The sequence below is a fragment of the Streptomyces triticirhizae genome (assembly GCF_003696235.1).
In the GTDB taxonomy this organism is placed as follows: Bacteria; Actinomycetota; Actinomycetes; order Streptomycetales; family Streptomycetaceae; genus Streptomyces; species Streptomyces triticirhizae.
Genome location: NZ_RFFJ01000114.1, coordinates 1 through 21,126 on the forward strand (window position 1 = coordinate 1; position 21,126 = coordinate 21,126).

The following is a 21,126-nucleotide window of genomic DNA, read 5'->3' on the forward strand; positions in this document are numbered from 1 at the left end:
GGCGTGGCGGGGCGGGGCGGGGGCGCGGCGGGGGCGCGGCGGCGCCGGACCGGCGTTGGCGTGCGGCGGGAGCACGCCAGCACTGGCGCGCGACACGGGCGCCACCGCGCCAGGGGACACAGGCCACGCGCTGCCGCGCGGAAGGGCACGCGCCGACGCTGAGATCGGCGGGCAGCGGGCGCGGACGCGGTGTGTGGACGCCGGATGCTCAAGCGCGCCAACGCGGTGGGGACGCCGAACCCCCGGCAGCTCATGTCCGGACAGACACTCCACTTCGAAGCGATCCCTTCCCCACACCCGGAGCGCCTCTCCGCTCCGCCGCCGCTCACCAGGACGGGGGCGTGCTCCTCTGGGCACGCCCCCGCGAAGTGGAGCCCTTCTCCGCGTGCCCAGCGACCACCGCCTCGGTGCCGCGCCAGGTGGAGAACCTCTCCGCGCCGAGGAGCCGCCCGCAGCGGAGGGGCGCTCCGCATCTTCCCCGCACCTCCCACACCGGAGAGGCTCTCCGACTCGGACAGGGGACATCCCCGTCGGGAGCGACTCACCGCGCCGAAGCGGTCCCGAAACGGAAGGCCGCTCCGCCTCGGGAGCGAGCCAGGCGGAGAGCTTCTCCGACACCGGAGAGGCACTCCGCCCGGGGGCGCCAGGCCGTGTCCCGTGCCGGCCCGGCGGACGCTTCAGCCGAGGCGCACACCTGGACCGCCACCGCCGTCAGCACCCGCCGGAACATGCGCCGGGTGGCTGCCACGCCTCGGAGTTGACAGCCGGCTCCCTCGCGATGGCGTCTTCGCACCGGCGAACAGGAGGGGCTCCGACCGCCCACCCCCACGAGCGGCGGCACTCACCGAAAAGGTGAACGACGTCGTGAGGCGGCGAGGGACCCCGATGGAGGGAACCCGATGGAAGGAAAGGGCAGGGGCCGCCCGGTGAGGGCGGCCCCTGCCGCAGTGTGGTGCGCTGTGAAAAAACCTGGGTGACCCGGCGGTCACTCGCCGCGCGCGTCCCGGCGGCGCTGCCAGCGGTCCTCGATCCTCGTCATCATCGACCGCCGCTTCGGTGCCCGCTGCCGCCGACCACCGGCGGCCTGAGGCCCGCCCTGGCCCCCCTGCTGCACGGGAGCCCTGCGCCAGCCGGTCACCGCGACCACCGCGCAGCCAAGCATGATCAAGAAGCCCACCACGCTCAGCCAGATGAGCTGCGCGACCATGCCTCCCATGAGGAGGCCGATGCCCAGCACAAACCCTGCGATCGCCTGGTAGACCCGCTTGCGCGTGACGGTGCGCAGCTCGGAGCCCTGGAGCGTTGTCGCGAACTTGGGATCTTCGGCGTGTAGCGCGCGCTCCATCTCTTCGAGCACGCGCTGCTCGCGGTCCGAGAGCGGCACGGAGTCCTCCTACTCGTCGGTCGCGGTGGCGACCGTTTCCGACCCTTCAAGGATAGGCAGGTAAGTGTTCCTGTGAAACCCACCCCTGTACGCCAATTTCGCCCACCACACCGGCTCACCGGACACCCTGGGGATGGTCCTCTTCTTCCCCTGGTTGCCTCTGGTCATGCCGGAGGGCTCATCCCGATGATACGAGGAGTTGGACTACGATTCGCCCGGAAGCTCGGCCAACACGTGAAGCTGTCCCGCCACGGCCTGGAACGCGGGGCGCACGGCGGCCTCGGCCTCCAGTCGGGCCAGGGCGGCGCCCGCGTCCGGCTCGGTGTCCAGCAGGGTGCCGGGCAGCAGGTCGGCGAAGATCCGCACCCCGTGCACCTGGCCCGGCAGCAGCCCCGCCTCGGTCAGCAGGGCGGTCAGCCGCTCCACAGTGAAGCGGTGCGGCACCGGGTCCTGCGCTCCCCAGCGGCCCGACGGGTCGGCCAGCGCCGTTCGCGCCTCGGTGAACCGGCCGGCGAGCGCGCGGGAGAGAACCGCCCCGCCGGCGCCGGCGGCCAGCACGCTGAGCGCGCCGCCCGAGGGGCGCAGCGCGGCCGCGACCGCCCGCAGCCCGGCGCCGGGATCGTCGACATACTCCAGGACCCCGTGGCAGAGCACCAGGTCGAACGCGCCGCGCCCGGCCACGTCCAGCACGTCCTGGGTGTCCCCCTGGACGCCGCGCACCGCGTCGGCGACGCCCTCCTCGGCGGCCCTCCGCTCCAGCGCGAAGAGCGCGTCGGGGCTGGGGTCGACCACGGTGACCCGGTGGCCGAGGCCGGCCACCGGGACCGCGAAGCTGCCGCTGCCGCCGCCCATGTCGAGCACGTCGAGCGTCGGGCGGCCGGCGCGGGTGGAGCGTTCCGACAGCGCCCGCCGCAGCACGTCCCACACCACCCCCGCGCGCGACGCGGCGTGCGACCCGGACATCTGGTCGCCCGTGGGACGGGCGCGCGACGGTGAGGGCATGGCGCGGGGCTCCTCGTGGTGACGGGGGCGGGGCGCCACCACCCTACTTCGCGGCCCGGCCCCCGGCGTCGTGGTCGGCCCGCAGCACCGGCTGGCGCAGCAGCATCTCCTCCACCAACCGCAGGAAGAACCCGGCGGCGCGGCGCAGTTCGTCCGCGTCGGCCCGGGTGGCGACGCCGCGTATGCCGGCCTCTATCCTGGCCCTGCGGTCGGCGCTGCCGGCGAAGAGGACGCTCCACTCGGCGAACTCGGGGGCCACCTCGGGCAGCACCTCCCACACGCTGCGGATGCGGCGGCGCCCCCGGGGCGTCAGCTCGGGACGCCCCCGGACCGCGAGCACGGCCGCCGCGGCCCGCAGCGCCGCCAGGTGGGCGGCGACGAACGCCTCGCCCGGGTCGGGCAGGACGGCCGCCTCGTCGAGGCCGCGCTCGGCCTGGGTCAGCAGGTCCAGTGCGGCGGGCGGCGCGGGCGCCCGGCGCGGCACGGGGTGCACATCAGTCGGGAGTCCGGTCATGACGAGCCTCCAGTCAGTCGCCATTCAGCGGTCCAACTTCTCCGATGGTCTGCGCGGTATGCGCAGCTGTGCACATGGTGAACCATGGCACTGACAATCCCCGTCGCGAGCCGTCTGGCCAGGAGCGAGACAATCGGCGCATGACAGTTTCGAGCCCTCGGCGCAGCGCGACCCGGCAGCGGCTCTACCAGGCCGCCGTCACCCTCTTCGCCGAACAGGGCGTCTCCGCCACGTCGGTTGAGCAGATCGCCGAGCGGGCCGGCGTGGCCAAGGGCACGGTCTACTACAACTTCTCCAGCAAGACCGAACTCTTCGAGGCGCTGCTGCGGGACGGGATCGAGCCGTTGACGGCCGCGCTGCGCCGGTCGGTCGGAGCGGCGCCCGGCGGCGCGCTGGCCGCGTTGGAGCGGATGGCGGACGCTGGGCTGGCGTTCGTCGCCGAACACCCGGATCTCGTGCGGCTGTTGATGGCCGAGCAGTGGCGGAGCAGCCGGCCGTGGCATCCGACGCTGGTGGCGGTGCGTCGGCAGGTGGCCGGCGTGGTGCGGGAGGTGTTGGAGGACGGGGTGAAGTCCGGTGAGCTGCGGGCCGACCTGGATGTCGAGCTGACCTCGGGCGCGCTGGTGGGCATGGTGGTGCTGGGGGCGCTGGACTGGCGGACGTTCCACCCCGAGCGCCGGCCGGCCGAGGTGCGGCGGGCGATGTCGGTCGTGCTGCGTGGGCAGTTGGAGGCGGCCGCCGGGCGGAACGAGGAAGGCCGGGACGAGGAAGGGCGGCGGTGAGCGGCGCGCGGGAGTCGGGCCCGGTCGTGGTGGTCGGCGCCGGGATGGGCGCCATGGCGGCGGCGGCGCGGCTGGCCACGGCGGGCCGCGCGGTCACCGTGCTGGAGCGGGGCGCGACCCACGGCGGGGCGCTGGGGCTCCTCACGCGGGACGGGTTCGGGTTCGACACGGGCCCCGGGCTGTTGTTCCTGCCGGCGGTCTGGCGGGACCTGTTCCTGAAGACGGCGCCCCGGGGGCGGGGCCGGCCGCCGGGGGAACTGGCGGACCGTCTCGAACTGCGGCGGGTGGTCGATCCGGCTGTGGAACACCGGTTCCCCGACGGGCGGTCGCTGCGGCTGCCGGGTCTTTCGCCCGGCGGGGTGCGGCGCGCGTTGGACGCCACGCTGGGCGCGGGCGCCGGCGCGCGGTGGGGCGCGCTGCTGGGGCGGGCGCGGGAGACCTGGGAGGCGACCCGAAGGCCGCTGTTGGAGGAGCCGTTGACATCGGTCGAGCAGCGGGCCGACCTGGTCGAGGGACGCTATCCCGCGCGCCGGCGCGGGCTGCTGCGCCGGCGCGCGCCAAGCCTGGCGGAGTTGGCACTGGCCGAGTTGGGCGATCCGGCGCTTGCGTCCGTGTTGACCGGCACCGCCCAGGACTACGGCCTCGATCCCGCGTCGGCCCCTGCGGACGCCGCGGTGTTGGCGTATGTGGAGCAGACGTTCGGCACCTGGTATCCGGTGGGCGGGATGCGGGCCTTGGCCGACGCCCTGTGGGAGCGCTGCCGGGAACGCGGAGTGGCGTTCCGGTTCGGGGCCGAGGTGGTGGAGGTGCTGGGCTCGGGCGGCCGGGTCGCGGGGGTGCGGCTGGCCGACGGGGAGACCGTTCCGGCCGACGCGGTGGTGTGGGGCGCGCCGCGCGCCGGTGAACGCGCCGGCGGGAACGGCAGGTTCACGCTCTTCCTGGCGCTGGACGGCGCGCGCCCGCCCGGGGCGGCGCACCGCACGCTGCTGCACCCCTCGGGCGCCGGGGCCCCGGTGACGCGGGTGCTGCGGCCCGACGACGCGACGCTGCGGCCGGGACCGAACCGGGAGACGGCGGTGGTCTCGACGCCGGTGCCGCCGCACGGGGACGGCGGGCTCGACTGGTCGGACCGTTCCCTGGTCGAGCGGTGGCGGGAGCGGCTGCTCGACGCCACCGAGGCGGCCGAACTCGGCCTGCGGGAGCGGGTGTTGTGGTCCGAGTGCCGCACCCCGCTGGATGTGGAGCGCGAGACGGGGGCGCCCGGCGGGGTCGTGGCGCCGCCGGCGCTGGCCGGGGCGGGCGGGGCGTTCCTCGCCGCCGCCAACACGGGCCGGCTGACCGGCCTCTACCGGGTGGGCGCCGCCGCGCACCCCGGCGGCGGGCTGGCGCACGTGGGGATGTCGGGGGCGTTGGCCGCCGGGCTGATCGTGGAGGGCCCGGACTGGCGCGGCTCCTACTGAAGGCCCCGGCACCCCGGCACCCCGGGCCCAGACACGGCCCCGGCGCCCCCGGCGCCCAACCGGCCGGTCAGCGGCCGGCTAACGGCCGTCGTAGTAGAAGCCCTGCCCCGTCGCGTCGTAGCCGGGCGGCTGGCCGTAGGGGTCGGCGGGCTGCTGCGGATAGCCGTAGCCCAGCGGGTCGTCGGCGACGCCCTCGCGCTGCTGCGGGACCCAGACGCCGCCCGGCGGGGTCTCCTGGTAGTACGGGGTCTCCCCCGTGCCACCGGCCGCCCAGCCGCCGCCCGCCGGGTCGCCGTACCCGTTCGCCTCGGGCGCCTGCGGGGTGGCGGCCTGCTCGGCCCAGCCCGTCTGGTAGCCGTAGCCGTCAGTGCCGCCGGCGAGGTACTGGCCCTGCTCTCCGTAGCCGGCGGCGGCGCCGTAGCTGTCCTGGTAGGCGCCCGGGTAGGGCTCGGTGTAGGCGCTCTCGACGGCCGGATCCCGGTAGCCGTCGGCATATCCGGCGTCGTAGCCGACGCCGGCGTGTATCTCGCCGCCCACGTCCTCGTGCTGCGGGAAGCCGTTCGGCCCGAAGCCGTCGTGTCCCGTGGCGGCCGGCGCGAAGTCGCCCCGGTCGAAACCGTTCTGCCCGAAGTCGCCCTGCGCGTAGTCCTGTTGGGGGTAATCGCCGGAGTCGTACCCACCGTGCCCCGGGCGCTCGCGCCCGAACTCCCCCTCGCCGAAGCCCTGTCGGGGGAACTCCTCGGTCGCGAAGCCGGCGTCCGGCGGACTGGTCGGGGCGGGCGGCGGGGGCGGCGCCGACTGCTGCGGCTCGTCGAACTCCCCCTCGTCGCCCGCGTTTTCGGGGCGCGGCTCGCGGCGCCGCCGGCTGGTGCCCGGCTTGCCGCCGAGCGCCCAGCCGGTGGAGAAGCCGCGCCGGAAGGAGAGCGTGACAAAGGTCTGACCGGTGGCGAACGCCACGGCGCCCAGGGCGATCACGGGGACCGAGGGCAGCAACACCCCGACGACCACGCCGAGAAAGCCGAAGAAGGCGACCAACCGCCAGCGCAGCCGCGCCTTGTACTGGAGCAGTACCTCACCGAGCAGCCAGAGGGCCACAAAGCCGAAAGCGATGTAGAGGACCGTCCAGCCCATGAGGCCCCTCTCCGCACTGAGTCAGGACCGCTGGTGCAGCCCCAGGTTCTTGTAGACGTCCAGCGTTGCCGTGGAGTGACTCGACGTGTTCAGCGTGATGAAGTGCAGGCCAGGAATGTCCTCGTCCATCAGCCGCGCACACAACTCGGTGGCGAACTCGATCCCGACCGAGCGTACAGCCATCGGGTCGTCCTTGACCGCGAGGATGCGCCTTTTCAGCTCGGGGGGCACGCTCGTGTTGCTGAGCTGCTGGAACCTGTCGATCTGCCGGGCGTTGGTGATCGGCATGATCTCGGGGATGATCGGCGTGGCACAGCCGGCGGCGGACACGCGGTCGCGGAGCCTGAGGTAGTCCTCCGGGTAGAAGAACATCTGGGTGATCGCGAAGTCGGCGCCGGCGCGGCACTTCTCCACGAAGTACCGGATGTCCGTCTCCCAGTCGGTGGAGCGCGGGTGCATCTCGGGGAACGCGGCCACGCCGACGCAGAAGTCGCCCGACTCCTTGATCAGCCGGACCAGTTCGATGGCGTAGCTGACGCCCTCGGGGTGGCGGACCCACTCGGCCATCGGGTCGCCGGGCGGGTCGCCGCGCAGTGCCAGCATGTTGCGGATGCCGGCGTCGGCGTACTGGCCGACGATGTTCCGCAACTCGGCCACCGAGTGCTGGACGGCGGTGAGGTGGGCGACGGGCGTGAGCGTGGTCTCGGTGGCGATCCGCTCGGTGGCGCGCACGGTGCGCTCCCGGGAACCGCCGCCGGCGCCGTAGGTGACGGAGACGAACGTCGGCGCGACGGCCTCGACCCGGCGGATGGCGTTCCACAGCGTTTTCTCGCCGCGCTCGGTCTTCGGCGGTGAGAACTCGAAGGAGAACGATCGCTTGCCGGCCGCCAGTAGATCACGAACGGTCGCGGCGCGACCTGACATGGTGCTGGGATTCCCAAGGGCCATGCCAGGCAGGCTACCGATCTCCACCGCTTCCTGGCGCCTGTTGTCCGGGGTCCGGACGTTCCCTGAGCCTGCGGGCCAACTCGGCCGCCGCCGCTCCGGGGTCGTCGGCCTCCGTGATCGCGCGCACCACCACCACGCGCCGTGCCCCGGCGTCCAGCACCTGGTCCAGATTCTCAGCGTCGATGCCACCGATGGCAAACCAGGGCAGCCTCGGGGAGCGGGAGGAGGCATAGCGCACCAGGGAGAGGCCGGGCGCGTGGCGGCCGGGCTTGGTGGGGGTGGGCCAGCACGGGCCGACACAGAAGTACCCGACCTCGGGGTCGGCCAGCGCCGCGTCCACCTGCTCGGGCGCGTGGGTGGAGCGGCCGATCACCGTCCCCGGGCCGAGGATGGCGCGGGCGGCGGGCACCGGCAGGTCCCCCTGGCCCAGGTGCAGCACGTCGGACCCGGCGGCGTGGGCGACGTCGGCCCGGTCGTTCACCGCCAGCAGCCGGCCGTGCCGGCGGCAGGCGTCGGCGAAGACCCGCAGGTACGCCAACTCCTCGGCCGCCTCAAGCTCCTTGTCCCGCAGCTGGACGATGTCAACGCCGCCGGCCAGCACCGCGTCCAGGAACTCGGGCAGGTCGCCCTGGCGCCGGCGGGCGTCCACGCACAGATAGAGCCGGGCGTCGGCGAGCATCGTCCATCCCCCTCGGGGTGACGCCGGTGGCGGGGCGGACGTCCCCGCCACCGGCTGGTGGGCTACACGGCGAGCGCCTGGGCGCGGCGCTTCACCTCCGTCCCGCGATTCTCCCGCAGAGCCTGCGCCGGCGTGCCGGGGAGGCTGTCATCCGGCGTGAAGAGCCACTCCAGCATCTCCTCGTCGGTGAAGCCGTCGTCCCGCAGCAGCGTGAGCGTGCCCGTCAGGCCACGGACGATCCTGCCGTCGCCGATGAAGTCGGCCGGCACCTGAAGGACGCGGTCCTCGCCCCGGCGCACCGCGATCAGCTGGCCCTCCTTGACCAGCTGGCGGACCCGGGTGACTTCCAGGCCCAGGGCTTCCGCGACATCGGGAAGGGTGAGCCAGGCGGGGACGAGAGCGTCGGTCTTCGCATCAATCTCGGTCACACCTCAAGCCTGCCATCTCCCACCGACAGCCGTCAGCGCACGGCCGACTTGAGGGGGACGTCCGGGTCGGCGAGCAGCGTCGGATCGACGGCGGCTCCCCGGTCCACCAGGCGCCGGCCCTGGAGCAGATCGCGCGGCCGGTCGACGGCCAGCACGGCGGTCAGCGCCTCCCCGCGCAGCCAGCAGGCGGTCCAGGCGCGCTCGGGGCCGGCCGGGTCGCCGCGCCGGACCAGCCGGTCCTCGGGCCCGTGGTGCCCGACGTACTGGAGGTAGCGGCCGAACTGCCGGGACCAGAAGTACGGCACCGGATCGTGGGTCGCCGGCTCGCCCAGCAGAGTGGCCGCGACGGTGCGCGGCCCGACCAGCGCGTTGTCCCAGTGGTGGGTCAACAGGCGGCGCCCGAAGCGCGCGGAGGGGTAGGAGGCGCAGTCCCCGACCGCGTACACGCCGGGCGCATCGGTGGCGAGCCGGGCGTCGGCCAGCACCGAGCCGTCCGCGCCCAGCGGCACGCCGGAGCCGGCCAGCCAGGCGGTGTCCGGGCGGGAGCCGATCCCGACGAGCACGGCGTCGGCGCCGAGCACGGTGCCGTCGGCCAGCTCCACCTCGCGCTGGTGGACGGCGGTCACCGGCGAGCCGGTGCGCAACTCGGCCCCGGCCTCCGCGTACCAGGCCGCCATCGGGGCCGCGACCTCGGCCGGCAGCGTGCCGGCCAGCGGGTGCGGGCCGGCCTCGACCACGGTGACCGCGCAGCCGGCGGTGCGTGCGGCGGTGGCGACCTCGGCCCCGATCCAGCCGGCGCCGACGATCACCAGGCTGCCGCCGGCGGCGAGCACGGGGCGCAGCCGCTCGGCGTCGTCCCACGTGCGCAGTGTCGACACATGCGGCAGGCCCGCCGTGCCCGGCAGGTCCAACGCGAGGGCCCCGCAGGCCAACACGACGGCCTCGTAGTCCAGCGGGCCGCCGTCGGTCTCCAAGCGGCGTGCCTCGACGTCCAGTTGGGTGGCGGTGCGGCCCAGCAGGAGTTCGATGTCGTGCTCGGCGAAGTCGACGGCCAGCTCCAGCTCCGCCGGCTGCCCCAGCAGCACTTCCTTGGAGAGCGGCGGCCGGTCGTAGGGGCGGTGCCGCTCGGCGCCGAGCAGGGTCACCGGCCCGCGCCAGCCTCCCTCGCGCAGCGCCTGGGCGGTGGTGGCCCCGGCCAGGCCGGCGCCGACGATCACGATGCGTCCGAGTACCGGTCCCGGTCCCAGTCCCTGTGTCACGGCGCCAGCCTACGAGTCACCGGGGCGGCCGGGGCGGCCGGCCGGGACTCGTTCCGTTCGTCCGTTCGTTCCGGGTTCGGTCCCGGGCTTCGAGAGGACTGGACCACAGAGGTATAAAGGCACGGTGACCACGGACCCCGCACCGAGATCCCGGCCCGTGACGCTGGAACACGTCGCGCGTGCCGCCGGGGTCTCCAGGGCCACGGTCTCCCGGGTGATCAACGGTGAGGCCACCGTCGACCCGCGCCTGCGGAAGCTGGTCGAGGAGGCCATCGCCCGCACCAGCTATGTGCCCAACCGGGCCGCCCGTTCGCTGGTCACGCGCCGCACCGACTCGGTGGCGTTGGTCGTCTCCGAGCAGGAACGCCGCGATGTGACCGGTCCGTTCGTCGGTCGGATCTTCACCGACCCCTATTTCGGTCGGGTGTTGACCGGTTTGTTGGAGGTGCTGCGGCCCCGGGGCATCCAGGTGATGCTGACGCTCGCCGACGACGAGGCGTCCCGCGCGCAGCTCCTCGGCTATCTCCAACAGGGCCACGTGGACGGCGTGGTGCTGATCTCCTCGCACGCGCGGGACCCGCTGCCCGGCCTGCTGTCGCGCACCGCGCTGCCCGCCGTGCTGGCGGCCCGCCCGGCCGCGCCGACGCCGTTGACCTATGTGGACGTCGACCAGCGGGCCGGCGCGCTGCTGGCCGCCGAGCGGCTGTTGGCGGAGGGCCGGCGGCGGATCGCGACCATCGCCGGGCCGCAGGACATGCCGCTGGCCCAGGAGCGGCTCTCCGGTTTCCGCGCGGCGCTCGCCGAGCGCGGGCACGCCGAAGTGCCGTGGACCGAGGGCGACTTCACCCAGGCCAGCGGCGGCGCGGCGATGAAGTGGCTGCTGGCCGAACACCCGGACCTGGACGGGGTGTTCGTGGCCAACGACCTGATGGCGCTGGGCGCGGTGACCACGCTGCACCGCGCGGGGCGCCGGGTGCCGGAGGACGTGGCGGTGGTCGGGTTCGACGACAGTGTCTCGGCGTTGGCCTGCGACCCGCCGCTGACCACGGTGCGTCAGCCGGTAGAGGAGATGGCCGCCGAGATGGCGCGGCTGCTGCTGCGGCAGATCGAGTCCGGCGAACGCCCGCTGCCCTCCGTGGTCTTCCACCCCTCGCTGGTCGTGCGCCAGTCCGGTTGACGCCGGCCGGGGACGCCGTGGGCCCGGCCCGGCGGGTGTGGAAACACCCGCCGGGCCGGATCGCCCGTCACGGCGTCAGGGGGACAGAGATCACCAGCTCACTGGTAGACCCGCACGTAGTCGATCTTCATCTGCTGTGGGAAGACCGTCGAACCGTCCGGCGGGCCGGGCCAGTCGCCGCCGACCGCCGTGTTGAGGATCAGGAAGAAGTTGTTGTCGTAGACCCACGGGCCCACCGTGGTCTCCAGCTCCTCCCGGTCCACGGTGTGCACGACCTGGTCGTCCACGGTGAACACCATGCCCTGGCTGTTCCAGTCCAGCGCGAACACGTGGAAGTTGGCGTTCGCCGGCTCGCCCAGGTCGAAGGAGTTGCCGTAGCCGCCGGCACCGAAGTACGCCGGGGCGTGCAGCGTGGAGTGGACCGCGTTGGGCTCCAGGCCCACGTGCTCCATGATGTCGATCTCACCGCTGTACGGCCACGGGCGTCCATCGTCGTAGAACGACGAGCCCAGCATCCAGAACGCCGGCCACAGCCCCTGCCCGCTGGGCAGCTGGATGCGCGCCTCGACCCGCCCGTAGGTGAAGTCGAACTTGCCGTAGGTGTTGATCCGGCCCGAGGTGTACTGGCAGGTGGTGGAGCCGCTCAACGGGTCGACCGGGCACGTCGTCCCCGGGGTCTCCTCGCGGCGCGCCTCGATCACCAGGTTGCCGTCCCCGTCCATCCGGGTGTTGGCGTCCTCGGTGTACACCTGGAGTTCGTTGTTCTGCGCGGTGCCCGGGTCCGAGGTCCACTTGCTCGGGTCCGGCGTGCTGCCGGCCGGGCCGTCGAACTCGTCGCTGAAGACCAGCTCCAGCGGCTCGGTCGGGTCCGGCGGAACGGGCGGGGTCTCCGGATCGCCGCCGGTGCCGTAGACCTGGAACTCCCAGAGCGAGTAGCCGTAGGGGCCCGACCGCTCGGTGCCGTACATCCGGACGTACCGACCGCTGCCGGTGACCTCGATGTTCTCCTTGAAGCCGGCCCCCTCGGTGGTCGCGTAGACGGTCTCCCAGTTCTGGTTGTCGTCCGAGACCTGGATCTCGTAGGACTTGGCGTTGGCCGGGTCCCACTGGAGGACGACCCGGCTGATCTCGGCGGGAGCGCCCAGGTCGACGGAGATCCAGCCCGGATCGACCCAGCCGTTGTCCGGAGAGGTGGCCCAGCGGCTCGCCGGGTCGAAGTCGAAGGCGCGCTCGGGAGTGCACTCCCAACAGTTGCCGTCGTGCTGCGAGGTGGAGGCCTCGGCGGGCTTGTTGTACGACAGCAGGACCTCGTCCTCGGGCGCGGCGGTGGCCGGCGAGGTCAGCGTGCCCAGGCCGAGGGCGGCGGCCAGGGTGGCGACGGCCGCGGCGACAAGGGCCGGTCTGCGCCGCCGCGGTTTTCTCAGGTGCATGATCTCGTCCTGATCCTTTCGGTGGTGTGGGGTGGCGGCCCGGAAGCCGCCGGTCGTTCCGGTGGTGGGGGAAACCACCGGGTCGTGGGGCCGGGCGGTCAACCGGTGAGCCGGTCCAGCTCGGCGCTCTGGGTGGAACGGGCCCGGTCCAGGTCGGCGGCGAGTGCCACCGTGGCCGGGTCGGTGCCGGCCTCGGTCTCCGCGCGGGAGACCTCGGCCGTCTCGGTCAGGTGCTCGTCGAGGTGGGCCAGGGCCTCCTCGTCGAAGGCCGGCCCCGCAAGGGAGGCCAGCTCGGTCAGCTCCTCCTCGGTGACCATGCCGGGCATGTTGTGGCCCTCGTGGATGTTGACGTACTCGACGCCGGCCTCCGTCAACAGGGCGTGCAGCGCGTCGAGTTCGGCCTGGTAGCCGGGCACGAGGTCGGCGGCGAAGGCGCGGAGCGCCGGGTCGTCGGCCCGTTCGGCCACGGTGTCGAGGAACGGGAGCAGCTGTTCGTTGACCGGGATCATCAGCTGCGCCCAGGCCAGGTCGGTGGCGCTGAGCCCGCCGGCGCCGGCGTTGTCGCTCGGGCTCGCCGACGGGGACGCGTCGGACTCGTCGCCCGACGCCTCGTCCGTCGAAGTCCCCTCCGTCGAGGTTTCGTTGGCCGAGGTTTCGTTGGCCGGGGCGTCGCTCCCGGAGGAGCCGCCGCAGCCGGTCGCCAGCGGCGCGACGCCGAGGGCGACGCCGAGGGCGACGCCCAGTGCGGCGAGCCGTGCGGCGAACGGTGTCCGGCCCGTGGCCGAGCGCGCCGTGCCGGTCATGTGCCGGTCATCCCGTCTCCCGTGATCCGGCATCGGCCCGTCTCGCACGGGCCGGTGCGCGTACCTGTCGCTTCGCCGTCGCCGCCTCGCCCGGGTCCCGCCGTCGGGGCGGCCCCGACGGCGGGCACCACCGGGCTCCCCCGCTCAGCCGGGGATGCCGTCAGGGCCGCACTTGATGACGGCCCTGATGCAGTCCGCCACCCGGCGCTCCATCTCCGGCTCGGGCCAGGCGTTGAAGAAGTCGCCGTGCATCGTGTATCCGGCTCCCGACGCCAACTCGAAGCGCGAGGGATCGCCCGTCACCGGGTAACGCAGCACCTGCCGGAGCTTGGGCACCGGCACGGGGTGGGTGGACGGGCAGGTGCCCGCCACCGGGTAGGCCATGTGGCTCTTGTGGTCCGGCGAGTCCAGGTTCTCCCCGTCCCAGCACTGCGGGAAGTCCAGGTAGGACTCCAGCGCGGTGCCCTCGGGGCAGTTGACGAAGTCCTTCGACGGGTCCACGTGCCCGGCGTGCAGGCAGGACCAGCGGGAGGTCACCCCGGCGTCGTCGGGACCGGTGGCGACGGCGTTGCCGGCCACGATCTTGAGTCCCTGAGGCAGCGGCTGGGTCTGCGCGAGCGTCGCCTCGTTGACGCCCTCGCCCAGGTAGTAGAACGTCGCGCTCTGCGGCTCGACGGGCTCGCCGTCCACGAAGAGCGTCGGCACCCAGTACGACGAGAGGTCGATCGCCGGGTCACAGGTGCTGTCGGAGTTCAGCAGGTCCCCGAGGTTGGTGTGTGCGTCGGTCACCGTGCTCCCGAAGAAGCTGTGGCTGTGCGAGGCGCCCGGAAGCCCGGGGAAGACGATCGGGTCGTCGGGCCGCCGGTGGCTGAACTCGCACTCGGCGACGAACTCCGCCACCCGCACCGCCTCGGCCCCGACCCGCTCCTCGGCCGGGGCGGGCGACTCGGCGGCCCCGGCCGCGCCGGCCACGACCAGCGAGGCCAGCAGGCCGGTGAGGGCGAGGACCGCCATCGTCAGGCGTCGCGGGGTGCTCCGCAGCGCGGCCAGGACACGAGGTCGGCCGACTGGTTGTCTCACGGGTTGTTTCACGGCTCTCCCTATGGGGTTGTGGGGCTGCCCCGCCCGGTCCGGTTGCCGGACGGAGGTCACCAGAGAGCGCTCTCTGAGCCCGGAACATAGGAGGGGCGGGAGACAGCGTCAAGGAGTGCGGCACATTCCCGGAACCGAGGCCAGGAGCGGGTGAACTCGGCCGTCACGCCCGCCCGTTGCCGGACGACCAAGATCAGAGAGCGTTTTCTGATCTTGGTCGGGGAGGCGGCGATGCGGGGGTGCGCCGCGCGCCGGGCGGGGACGTCGAGGCGAAACCCTCCCAAACGCCGCTCCCCGTCGGGTACTACGCTGGCCGACGGAACGAACCCACGGGAGCCCGGACGCACCGGGCTGAGAGGGAGGCTGGGCGGCCTCCGACCGTACGCACCTGATCCGGGTCATGCCGGCGAAGGGAGGAGGCGAGGCGCCATGGGAAGCGGGAAGACGGACGCGGACGCGGGCACACCCGCTGGAGTGCGCGCGGGCGCGGGCCGGGATGTGCACGCGGGCGCGGACGAAGAGTTGCGCGCGGACGCGAGCGCGGGCGTGGAGGCAGCACTGCGCGCGGGCGCGGGCGCGGGGGTGCGCGCCGGGGCAACGGGCCTGCCGGGCGCGGGAGTACGCGCCGGCGCGGGGGCCGGGCGGTCGCCACGGCCCGATGTGGTGGTGGTCGGCGGCGGGCTGATCGGGCTGGTCACGGCCTGGCGGGCGGCCGGGGCCGGGCTCTCGGTGGCGGTGGTGGACCCGGCGCCGGGCGGCGGCGCCGCCTCGGTCGCGGCGGGGATGCTGGCGCCGGTCACCGAACTGCACCACGGCGAGGAGGCGTTGCTCGACCTGAACCTGGCCTCGGCGCGCCGCTACCCGGACTTCGTCGCCGAGCTGGCCGAGCACGCCGAGGACGGCGTCGGCTACCGCGCCTGCGGCACGCTGGCCGTGGCGCTGGACGCCGACGACCGGGCGCTGCTGCGCGAGTCGCACCTGTCGCAGCGCCAGTGCGGCCTGGCGGCCGAGTGGCTGACCGGCCGCGAGTGCCGCCGCCTTGAGCCGATGCTGGCGCCCGGGGTGCGCGGCGGGCTCCGCGTCGACGGCGACCACCAGGTCGACCCCCGGCGGCTGACGGCCGCGCTGCTGGCCGGGTGCGTGCGCGCCGGGGTGACCCTGGTGCGGCGGGAGGCGAGCGCGCTGCTGGTGTCCGGCGACCGGGCGGCCGGGGTGCGGCTGGCGGACGGCGACCAACTGCACGCGGGGCAGACGGTGTTGGCCGGCGGCAGCCGGAGCGGACGGCTGGCGGGGCTGCCGCCCGAGGTGGCGGTCCCGGTGCGGCCGGTGAAGGGGCAGATCCTGCGGCTGCGCGATCTGCCGGGCCTGCCGCCGCTGTTGGGGCGCACGGTGCGCGCCGTGGTGCGCGGCGAGCAGGTGTACCTGGTGCCCAGGGAGAACGGCGAGCTGGTGCTGGGCGCCACCTCGGAGGAGCGCGGCTGGGACACCTCGGTCACCGCCGGCGGCGTCTACCAACTGCTGCGTGACGCACACGAGTTGCTGCCGGGGATCACCGAGCTGCCGCTGGTCGAGACCCGCGCGGGGCTGCGCCCGACCACCCCGGACAACGGTCCGCTGCTGGGTCCGACGGCGCTGCCCGGGCTCCAGATGGCGACGGGCCACCACCGCAACGGGGTGCTGCTGGCCCCGATCACCGGCGAGACGCTGGCCGCGACGCTCACCGGGGGCGAACCCCCGGACCAGGCCCGTCCGTTCCACCCGGGCCGGTTCACGGGTGCGGGCGCGCACGCCGGCGCTGGCGGCCCCGGAAACGCCGGCGCGAGCACCGGCGCGAGCCCGTTGGCGCGCGCCGGCCGGTCCTCGGAGGTGTCGGCATGACCACGCTCCCCGACGGTCGGGTGACCGTCTCCGTGAACGGCGAGCCCCGCGAGCTGACGGCCGGCACCACCCTGGCGGCGCTGGTCGGCGCGTTGAGCGGCGCGCCCTCGGGGACGGCGCCCTCCGGGATCGCGGCGGCCGTCAACGAGACGGTGGTGCCGCGCGGCCAGTGGCCGGGGCTGCGGCTCGCCGAGGGCGACCGGGTCGAGGTGCTGACGGCGGTACAGGGAGGTTGAGACCGTTGACCAATGCGACGGACCCCACGGCTGACCCCACGCGGGCGGCGTCCACGCCGCCCGCCGACGGCGACGAGCCGCTGACGCTCGGCGGGCTGCGGCTGAACTCCCGGTTGATCATGGGCACCGGGGGCGCCCCCAGCCTGGCGGTGCTCCGCGACGCGCTGCGCGCCTCAGGCACCGAGTTGACCACGGTGGCGATGCGCCGCCTCGACCCGACGACCAGCGGCTCGGTGCTCTCGGTCCTCGCCGGGTTGGACATCGCGGTGCTGCCCAACACCGCCGGCTGCCACACGGCGGGCGAGGCGGTGCTGACCGCCCGGCTGGCGCGCGAGGCGCTGGGCACCGATCTGGTGAAGCTGGAGGTCATCGCCGACGAACGCACCCTCCTCCCCGACCCGGTGGCCACCCTGGAGGCGGCCGAGACCCTGGTCGACGACGGCTTCACCGTGCTGCCCTACACCGGCGACGACCCGGTGGTGGCGCGGCGGTTGGAGGACGTGGGCTGCGCGGCGGTGATGCCGCTGGGCTCGCCGATCGGCTCGGGCCTGGGCATCCGCAACCCGCACAACTTCGCGTTGATCACCGAGCGGGCCGGCGTTCCGGTGATCCTGGACGCCGGGGCCGGCACCGCGTCCGACGTGGCGCTCGCGATGGAGTTGGGCTGCGCCGGGGTGATGCTGGCCTCGGCCGTGACCAGGGCGCGGCGGCCGGTGCTGATGGCGCGGGCGATGCGGGAGGCGGTGTCGGCCGGCCGGCTGGCGGCGCTGGCGGGCCGGATTCCCCGGCGGCACTTCGCCGAGGCGTCCTCGCCGACGGAGGGTCTGGCGGCGCTCGACCCCGAACGCCCCGCTTTCGCACGCTGATATACGCTTCCGCCACTCCCCGAGGTTTCCCGGCGGGGTCCGCGCCCGATCTCTCGTTCTGGGAGCCCAGTTGAGTACTCCGACCACACCCGGGTGGCCGGCCGGCGGCCCGGAGCCGCCCGCGCCCCCCGCGCCGCCGCCCCCGGCCCGGTTCGAGCCGCTGGCGGTCTGGGCGTTCGTGCTCTCGCTGGTCGCGCTCTTCCCGGTGGCTCTGGTGCTGGGCGTGCTCGCGCTGGGCCGGCTGGCGACCGGCCGGGGGCGTGGCCGGGGCCTGGCCATCGCGGCGATGGCGCTGGCCGGCGCCCAGATCGTGGCGTTGGCGGTGCTGGTGCCGCTGGCGCTCAACGCCTCCGACGACGGCCCCGGCGGCACCGCAGAGTCCGGCGAACGGGAGCCCGACGACGGCGGAAACGGAGACAAGGGCTCGGACGACGGGGCCAACGGCGACGACGCCGAGGGCCCGGACGGCGAGGAGCGGACGGTCCTCGACATCGGGATCGGCGACTGCTTCGACTCCTCCGGCGGCATCGACCAGTACGAGGACGAGGGCGCCAGGGAACGGTTCGTCACCGTGCTGCCCTGCGAGGCCCCGCACGAGGGCGAGGTGTTCGGCTCGGTCGAGGTGACCGGCTACGACTCCTTTCCCGGCGTCGAGGAGCTGGCCGCCTTCGCGGAGCGGGAGTGCCCGCGCCTGGCGCCCTCGTTCGTCCTGGACATGTGGGCGCTGCCCGCCGAGGTGGTGCCGTACTACTACCATCCCGAGCCCGGCGGCTGGGGGCTGGGCGACCGGGAGATCCTCTGCTTCTTCGCCCATGTCGAGGGGGACGCGCTCGACGCGTCGCTGCGCGGCGATCCGGGGGCGTTCGACGAGGAGTCGCTGGCCTATCTGGAGCTGACCAACCCGCTCGAAATCACCGTCTGGTACGAGCCGTTGCCCGGCGAGAGCGACCTGGCGACCGGCCGGGAGTGGGCTGCGGAGATGGTCTCCGCCATCGAGGACGAGATGGAGTCGCTCTCCGGCGCCGAGTGGCCCCGGGTGGCCGAGCCGGTGGACCGGCTGCTGGTCGCGCGCCAGGAGAGCCTGCCGGTCTGGGAGTCGGCCGCCTCGGCCTCGGACGAGGACGCGTTCTGGAGCGCGGTGGAGGAGGGGTACGCCACGATGGGCATCGACATCGAGGTGGAGATCAGGGAGACGCTGGGGCTGGCGTCCGGCTGAGCCGTTCCCGGTTTCGTCACCGTTCCGCTTCGGTCTCGCGGCATTCCCGCTGCGGTGGCCCGTCGACCGGCGGGCGGGCCGCGTGGGGCTGACGGGTCGCCGTAAAATCGGGCGCTGTGGACACCACCCTGCACGACCCGCTGATCGGACGCGTGCTCGACGGCCGGTACCAGGTCGTCGAGCGGATCGCCGTGGGTGGCATGGCCACGGTCTACCGGGCCGTCGACACCCGGCTCGACCGGGTGCTGGCGCTGAAGGTGATGCACCCGCCGCTGGTCTCCGACGCCGGCTTCGTGGCCCGGTTCATCCGCGAGGCCAAGGCGGTGGCGCGGCTCGATCACCCCAACATCGTGGGGGTGTTGGACCAGGGCGCCGACGGCGGCTACGTCTATCTGGCGATGGAGTACGTCGACGGCTGCACGCTGCGGGACGTGCTGCGCGAGCGCGGGGCGCTGGCGGTCCGGCCGGTGCTGGACATCCTTGAGCCGATGCTCGCGGGGCTGGCCGCCGCGCACCGCGCCGGCCTGGTGCACCGCGACGTCAAGCCGGAGAACGTGCTGATCGGCTCGGACGGCCGGGTCAAGGTCGCGGACTTCGGGCTGGTGCGCGGCGTGGACGGCCAGACCTCGGCGGACACGGGTTCGCTGCTGGGCACCGTCTCCTATCTGGCCCCGGAGCAGATCGAGAGCGGCGCGGTGGACGCCCGCACCGACGTCTACGCCTGCGGGGTGCTGCTCTACGAGATGCTCACCGGTGGGAAGCCGCACACCGGTGACTCCCCCGCCCAGGTGCTCTACGCCCATGTGCACCACGACGTGCCGCCGCCGTCCGAGGTGGTGCCCGGCCTCGCGCCGCCGCTCGACGAGCTGGTGGCCGCCGCCACGGCGCGCGACCCGGAGGGTCGGCTGGCCGACGCGGCGGCGATGCTGGCCAGCGCCCGGCTGGCGCGGGCGGCGCTGAGCGACGACCAGTTGGACGCCCCGCCGCCCGTCGTCGAGCGGCGGGAACGGCCCGAAGGCGCCGAGGACGCCGGTCCCCTGGGCTCCGAGGACGAGACACGGCGGGTGTCGCGGCTGCCCGGCGCGGTGCGCCGGGAGCCGGCGGGCGTGGACCACACGGCCAGGATCGACCTGCCCTCGGGCGCGTCGCTCCCGCCGGAGACGCCGTCCGGGCGCGGGCGGCGCCGGCTGTCCCGGCGGGGGGTGCTGTCGCTGGTGCTGGCCGGGGTGCTGCTGCTGGCCGGCGGGATCGGCGTCTGGTACATCAACTCCGGCCAGTTCCAACGCACTCCGGGGGTCTATGACCTGCCGGTCGACGAGGCCGAGCGGGAGCTTCGCTCGGCCGGCCTGAAGGTGCGGATCGTCGAGGAGTACTCGGAGACCGTCGAGCCAGGCCATGTCATCTCCACCGACCCCGAGCGCGGGGAGCGGGTGCGCCGGAACGCGACGGTGACCGTGGTGGTCTCCCGGGGACCCGAGATCGCCGTGGTGCCCAACCTGCGGGGCGTGCCCGCGGACGAGGCGAGGGAGCAGCTGGCCGAGGTGGGGCTGGTCGTCGGCGAGGAAACGGCGAGGTTCTCCGACGAGGTGCCCAGGGGCGCCGTGATCGAGAGCGATCCGGAGCCGGGCGCGGAGCGGCGCCCCGAGACCCCGGTGAACCTGGTGGTCAGCCGTGGCCAGGAGCTGTCGGTGCCCAACGTGGTGGGCGATCCGGAGGGTTCGGCGATGCGGCGGCTGCGGGAGGCCGGCTTCGAGGTCGAGGTCGCCGAGGAGCGGGTGCACTCCGAACAGGAGGCGGGCACCGTGGCCGAGCAGTCCCCCGTGGGCGGCGAGAGCGCGGGCGAGGGCGACACCGTGGAGCTGACCATCTCCAAGGGCCCAGAGATGATCATGGTCCCCGACGTGCGGGGCGAGGACGAGGACGAGGCCCGCCGCATCCTGGAGGACCTGGGCTTCCGCGTGAACGTCAACCAGCTGTTCTTCACCGGGACCGTCTTCAACCAGTCGGTCAGGGACGAAGAGGCGCCACGCGGCTCGACGATCACCCTCTGGGTCCGCTGAACGACCCCCGAACGCCGCCAATCGGCGGTGTCTTCGACGCATTCACACGGCTGGATGCTTTGCCCTCGTGAAGTGTCCACTACTGTGACGCGCGTCATAGGACTCAGGTCACATACGAAAGCCGGTAGTGCTCTTTTCGAGTTCTCGACGCCAGTCATAACGCGCCCAAACGGGTTTTTGCCGAGCGCGCCACACTACGCCATCTAGTACGTAGGGTTATTGCATTTCGTTTTTAAGGGCTGTTAACAAGGGCCATCGCGATCCGCGAGCACCACGCGAGAACAAGAGGACCCCTGAAATGCCCGCTCACCGCAGTCCCGGAAGTTCCGGCAGGACCGGCGTGATTCGCTGGCGGCGCACCGCGACCGCCGCCCTGGCCACCACGGGCCTCGCCGCCGCAGCCCTCGCCATCGCCCCCACATCGGCCGGATCGGCCGAACGCGTCTCCGATGTCGCCGACGAAGTGGCCTGGCAGGTCAGGGCCGTTGACGTGCCCGGGCAGGGCCGCGCGGCCCAGGACGCGCCCGGCGACGCCACGCCCGAGGCACAGGCCGTGCTCGCCGAGGCCGCGGCCAAGCAGCGCGAGAACGCCCTGCTGGTGACCGACCCGAGCGCCATCCAGGCCGAAATAGAGCGCCAGGCGGCCGAGTCCAGGGCGGCCGAGCGCGCCGCCGACCGCAGCGCCGAGCGCGCGGCGCTCGAGGCCGAGGCCGAGGCGGAGGCGGCGGCCGAGGCGGCCGAGGTCGACGCCAAGCCGGCGGCCGAGCCGGCGCCGGCCCCC

19 protein-coding genes, 1 pseudogene and 1 riboswitch are annotated in these 21,126 nt (G+C 74.0%); of the genes and pseudogenes, 9 read left to right on the forward strand and 11 right to left on the reverse strand.

The window, feature by feature from the left end; translation table 11 throughout:
* Positions 1 to 985: 985 nt before the first annotated feature.
* The 3 genes from EBN88_RS19080 to EBN88_RS19090 all read right to left on the reverse strand — a co-directional run bounded on the left by EBN88_RS19080 (position 986) and on the right by EBN88_RS19090 (position 2,900).
* Positions 986 to 1,384: a DUF3040 domain-containing protein gene (locus EBN88_RS19080; RefSeq protein ID WP_122185120.1), complete on the reverse strand. Its 399-nt coding sequence runs from the start codon at positions 1,382 to 1,384 to the stop codon at positions 986 to 988.
* 204 nt (positions 1,385 to 1,588) lie between these two features.
* On the reverse strand, positions 1,589 to 2,386 hold the full coding sequence (locus tag EBN88_RS19085) for a methyltransferase (RefSeq protein WP_122185121.1): 798 nt from the start codon (positions 2,384 to 2,386) through the stop codon (positions 1,589 to 1,591).
* 43 nt (positions 2,387 to 2,429) lie between these two features.
* Positions 2,430 to 2,900, reverse strand: coding sequence for an SAV_6107 family HEPN domain-containing protein (locus EBN88_RS19090; protein ID WP_158621441.1), 471 nt, complete (start codon positions 2,898 to 2,900; stop codon positions 2,430 to 2,432).
* 140 nt (positions 2,901 to 3,040) lie between these two features.
* Between EBN88_RS19090 and EBN88_RS19095 the strand changes: the two genes are divergently transcribed.
* Positions 3,041 to 3,682: a TetR/AcrR family transcriptional regulator gene (locus EBN88_RS19095; protein ID WP_122185123.1), complete on the forward strand. Its 642-nt coding sequence runs from the start codon at positions 3,041 to 3,043 to the stop codon at positions 3,680 to 3,682.
* Positions 3,679 to 5,142, forward strand: a complete 1,464-nt coding sequence (locus EBN88_RS19100; RefSeq protein WP_267902576.1) for a phytoene desaturase family protein — start codon at positions 3,679 to 3,681, stop codon at positions 5,140 to 5,142. Before EBN88_RS19095 ends, EBN88_RS19100 begins: the two co-directional genes overlap by 4 nt.
* Positions 5,143 to 5,220: 78 nt before the next feature.
* Here the strand turns inward: EBN88_RS19100 and EBN88_RS19105 are convergent, their stop codons facing one another.
* The 5 genes from EBN88_RS19105 to EBN88_RS19125 form a co-directional block, all read right to left on the reverse strand.
* On the reverse strand, positions 5,221 to 6,273 hold the full coding sequence (locus EBN88_RS19105; protein WP_122185124.1) for a hypothetical protein: 1,053 nt from the start codon (positions 6,271 to 6,273) through the stop codon (positions 5,221 to 5,223).
* Positions 6,274 to 6,294: 21 nt separating this feature from the next.
* Positions 6,295 to 7,221 (reverse strand): methylenetetrahydrofolate reductase [NAD(P)H], encoded by a 927-nt coding sequence (gene metF / locus EBN88_RS19110; protein WP_122185125.1) that lies wholly within the window; start codon positions 7,219 to 7,221, stop codon positions 6,295 to 6,297.
* Between the two features lie 10 nt (positions 7,222 to 7,231).
* A complete protein-coding gene (gene thiE / locus EBN88_RS19115) occupies positions 7,232 to 7,900 on the reverse strand; it encodes a thiamine phosphate synthase (RefSeq protein ID WP_122185126.1) in 669 nt (222 codons plus the stop codon).
* 62 nt (positions 7,901 to 7,962) lie between these two features.
* A complete protein-coding gene (locus EBN88_RS19120; protein WP_122185127.1) occupies positions 7,963 to 8,328 on the reverse strand; it encodes an Rv2175c family DNA-binding protein in 366 nt (121 codons plus the stop codon).
* A 32-nt stretch (positions 8,329 to 8,360) separates the two neighbouring features.
* Positions 8,361 to 9,587, reverse strand: a complete 1,227-nt coding sequence (locus EBN88_RS19125; protein WP_233580788.1) for an NAD(P)/FAD-dependent oxidoreductase — start codon at positions 9,585 to 9,587, stop codon at positions 8,361 to 8,363.
* A gap of 124 nt (positions 9,588 to 9,711) precedes the next feature.
* On the opposite strand from EBN88_RS19125, the gene EBN88_RS19130 reads away from it, so the two are divergent.
* Positions 9,712 to 10,764, forward strand: a complete 1,053-nt coding sequence (locus tag EBN88_RS19130) for a LacI family DNA-binding transcriptional regulator (protein WP_233580789.1) — start codon at positions 9,712 to 9,714, stop codon at positions 10,762 to 10,764.
* A 98-nt stretch (positions 10,765 to 10,862) separates the two neighbouring features.
* Here the strand turns inward: EBN88_RS19130 and EBN88_RS19135 are convergent, their stop codons facing one another.
* The 3 genes from EBN88_RS19135 to EBN88_RS19145 form a co-directional block, all read right to left on the reverse strand.
* Positions 10,863 to 12,194, reverse strand: a complete 1,332-nt coding sequence (locus tag EBN88_RS19135; RefSeq protein ID WP_122185138.1) for a family 16 glycosylhydrolase — start codon at positions 12,192 to 12,194, stop codon at positions 10,863 to 10,865.
* Between the two features lie 98 nt (positions 12,195 to 12,292).
* On the reverse strand, positions 12,293 to 12,997 hold the full coding sequence (locus EBN88_RS19140; protein WP_122185129.1) for a DUF305 domain-containing protein: 705 nt from the start codon (positions 12,995 to 12,997) through the stop codon (positions 12,293 to 12,295).
* Between the two features lie 144 nt (positions 12,998 to 13,141).
* Positions 13,142 to 14,011, reverse strand: coding sequence for a DUF1996 domain-containing protein (locus EBN88_RS19145; protein WP_122185130.1), 870 nt, complete (start codon positions 14,009 to 14,011; stop codon positions 13,142 to 13,144).
* A gap of 405 nt (positions 14,012 to 14,416) precedes the next feature.
* A riboswitch (TPP riboswitch) is annotated at positions 14,417 to 14,506 on the forward strand.
* 12 nt (positions 14,507 to 14,518) lie between these two features.
* Here EBN88_RS19145 and thiO point away from each other — a divergent pair.
* The 6 genes and pseudogenes from thiO to EBN88_RS19175 form a co-directional block, all read left to right on the forward strand.
* Positions 14,519 to 15,967: a glycine oxidase ThiO gene (thiO, locus tag EBN88_RS19150; RefSeq protein WP_122185131.1), complete on the forward strand. Its 1,449-nt coding sequence runs from the start codon at positions 14,519 to 14,521 to the stop codon at positions 15,965 to 15,967.
* Positions 15,964 to 16,203, forward strand: coding sequence for a sulfur carrier protein ThiS (gene thiS / locus EBN88_RS19155; protein ID WP_122185132.1), 240 nt, complete (start codon positions 15,964 to 15,966; stop codon positions 16,201 to 16,203). The genes thiO and thiS overlap by 4 nt, the downstream gene beginning before the upstream one ends.
* An 80-nt stretch (positions 16,204 to 16,283) precedes the next feature.
* Positions 16,284 to 17,069: a thiazole synthase gene (locus tag EBN88_RS19160; RefSeq protein WP_267902577.1), complete on the forward strand. Its 786-nt coding sequence runs from the start codon at positions 16,284 to 16,286 to the stop codon at positions 17,067 to 17,069.
* Between the two features lie 70 nt (positions 17,070 to 17,139).
* Positions 17,140 to 18,285, forward strand: coding sequence for a hypothetical protein (locus EBN88_RS19165; protein ID WP_122185134.1), 1,146 nt, complete (start codon positions 17,140 to 17,142; stop codon positions 18,283 to 18,285).
* A 116-nt stretch (positions 18,286 to 18,401) separates the two neighbouring features.
* Positions 18,402 to 20,345: a Stk1 family PASTA domain-containing Ser/Thr kinase gene (gene pknB, locus EBN88_RS19170; RefSeq protein ID WP_122185135.1), complete on the forward strand. Its 1,944-nt coding sequence runs from the start codon at positions 18,402 to 18,404 to the stop codon at positions 20,343 to 20,345.
* A gap of 340 nt (positions 20,346 to 20,685) precedes the next feature.
* Positions 20,686 to 21,126, forward strand: a pseudogene (locus tag EBN88_RS19175) (hypothetical protein); the annotation flags it as partial.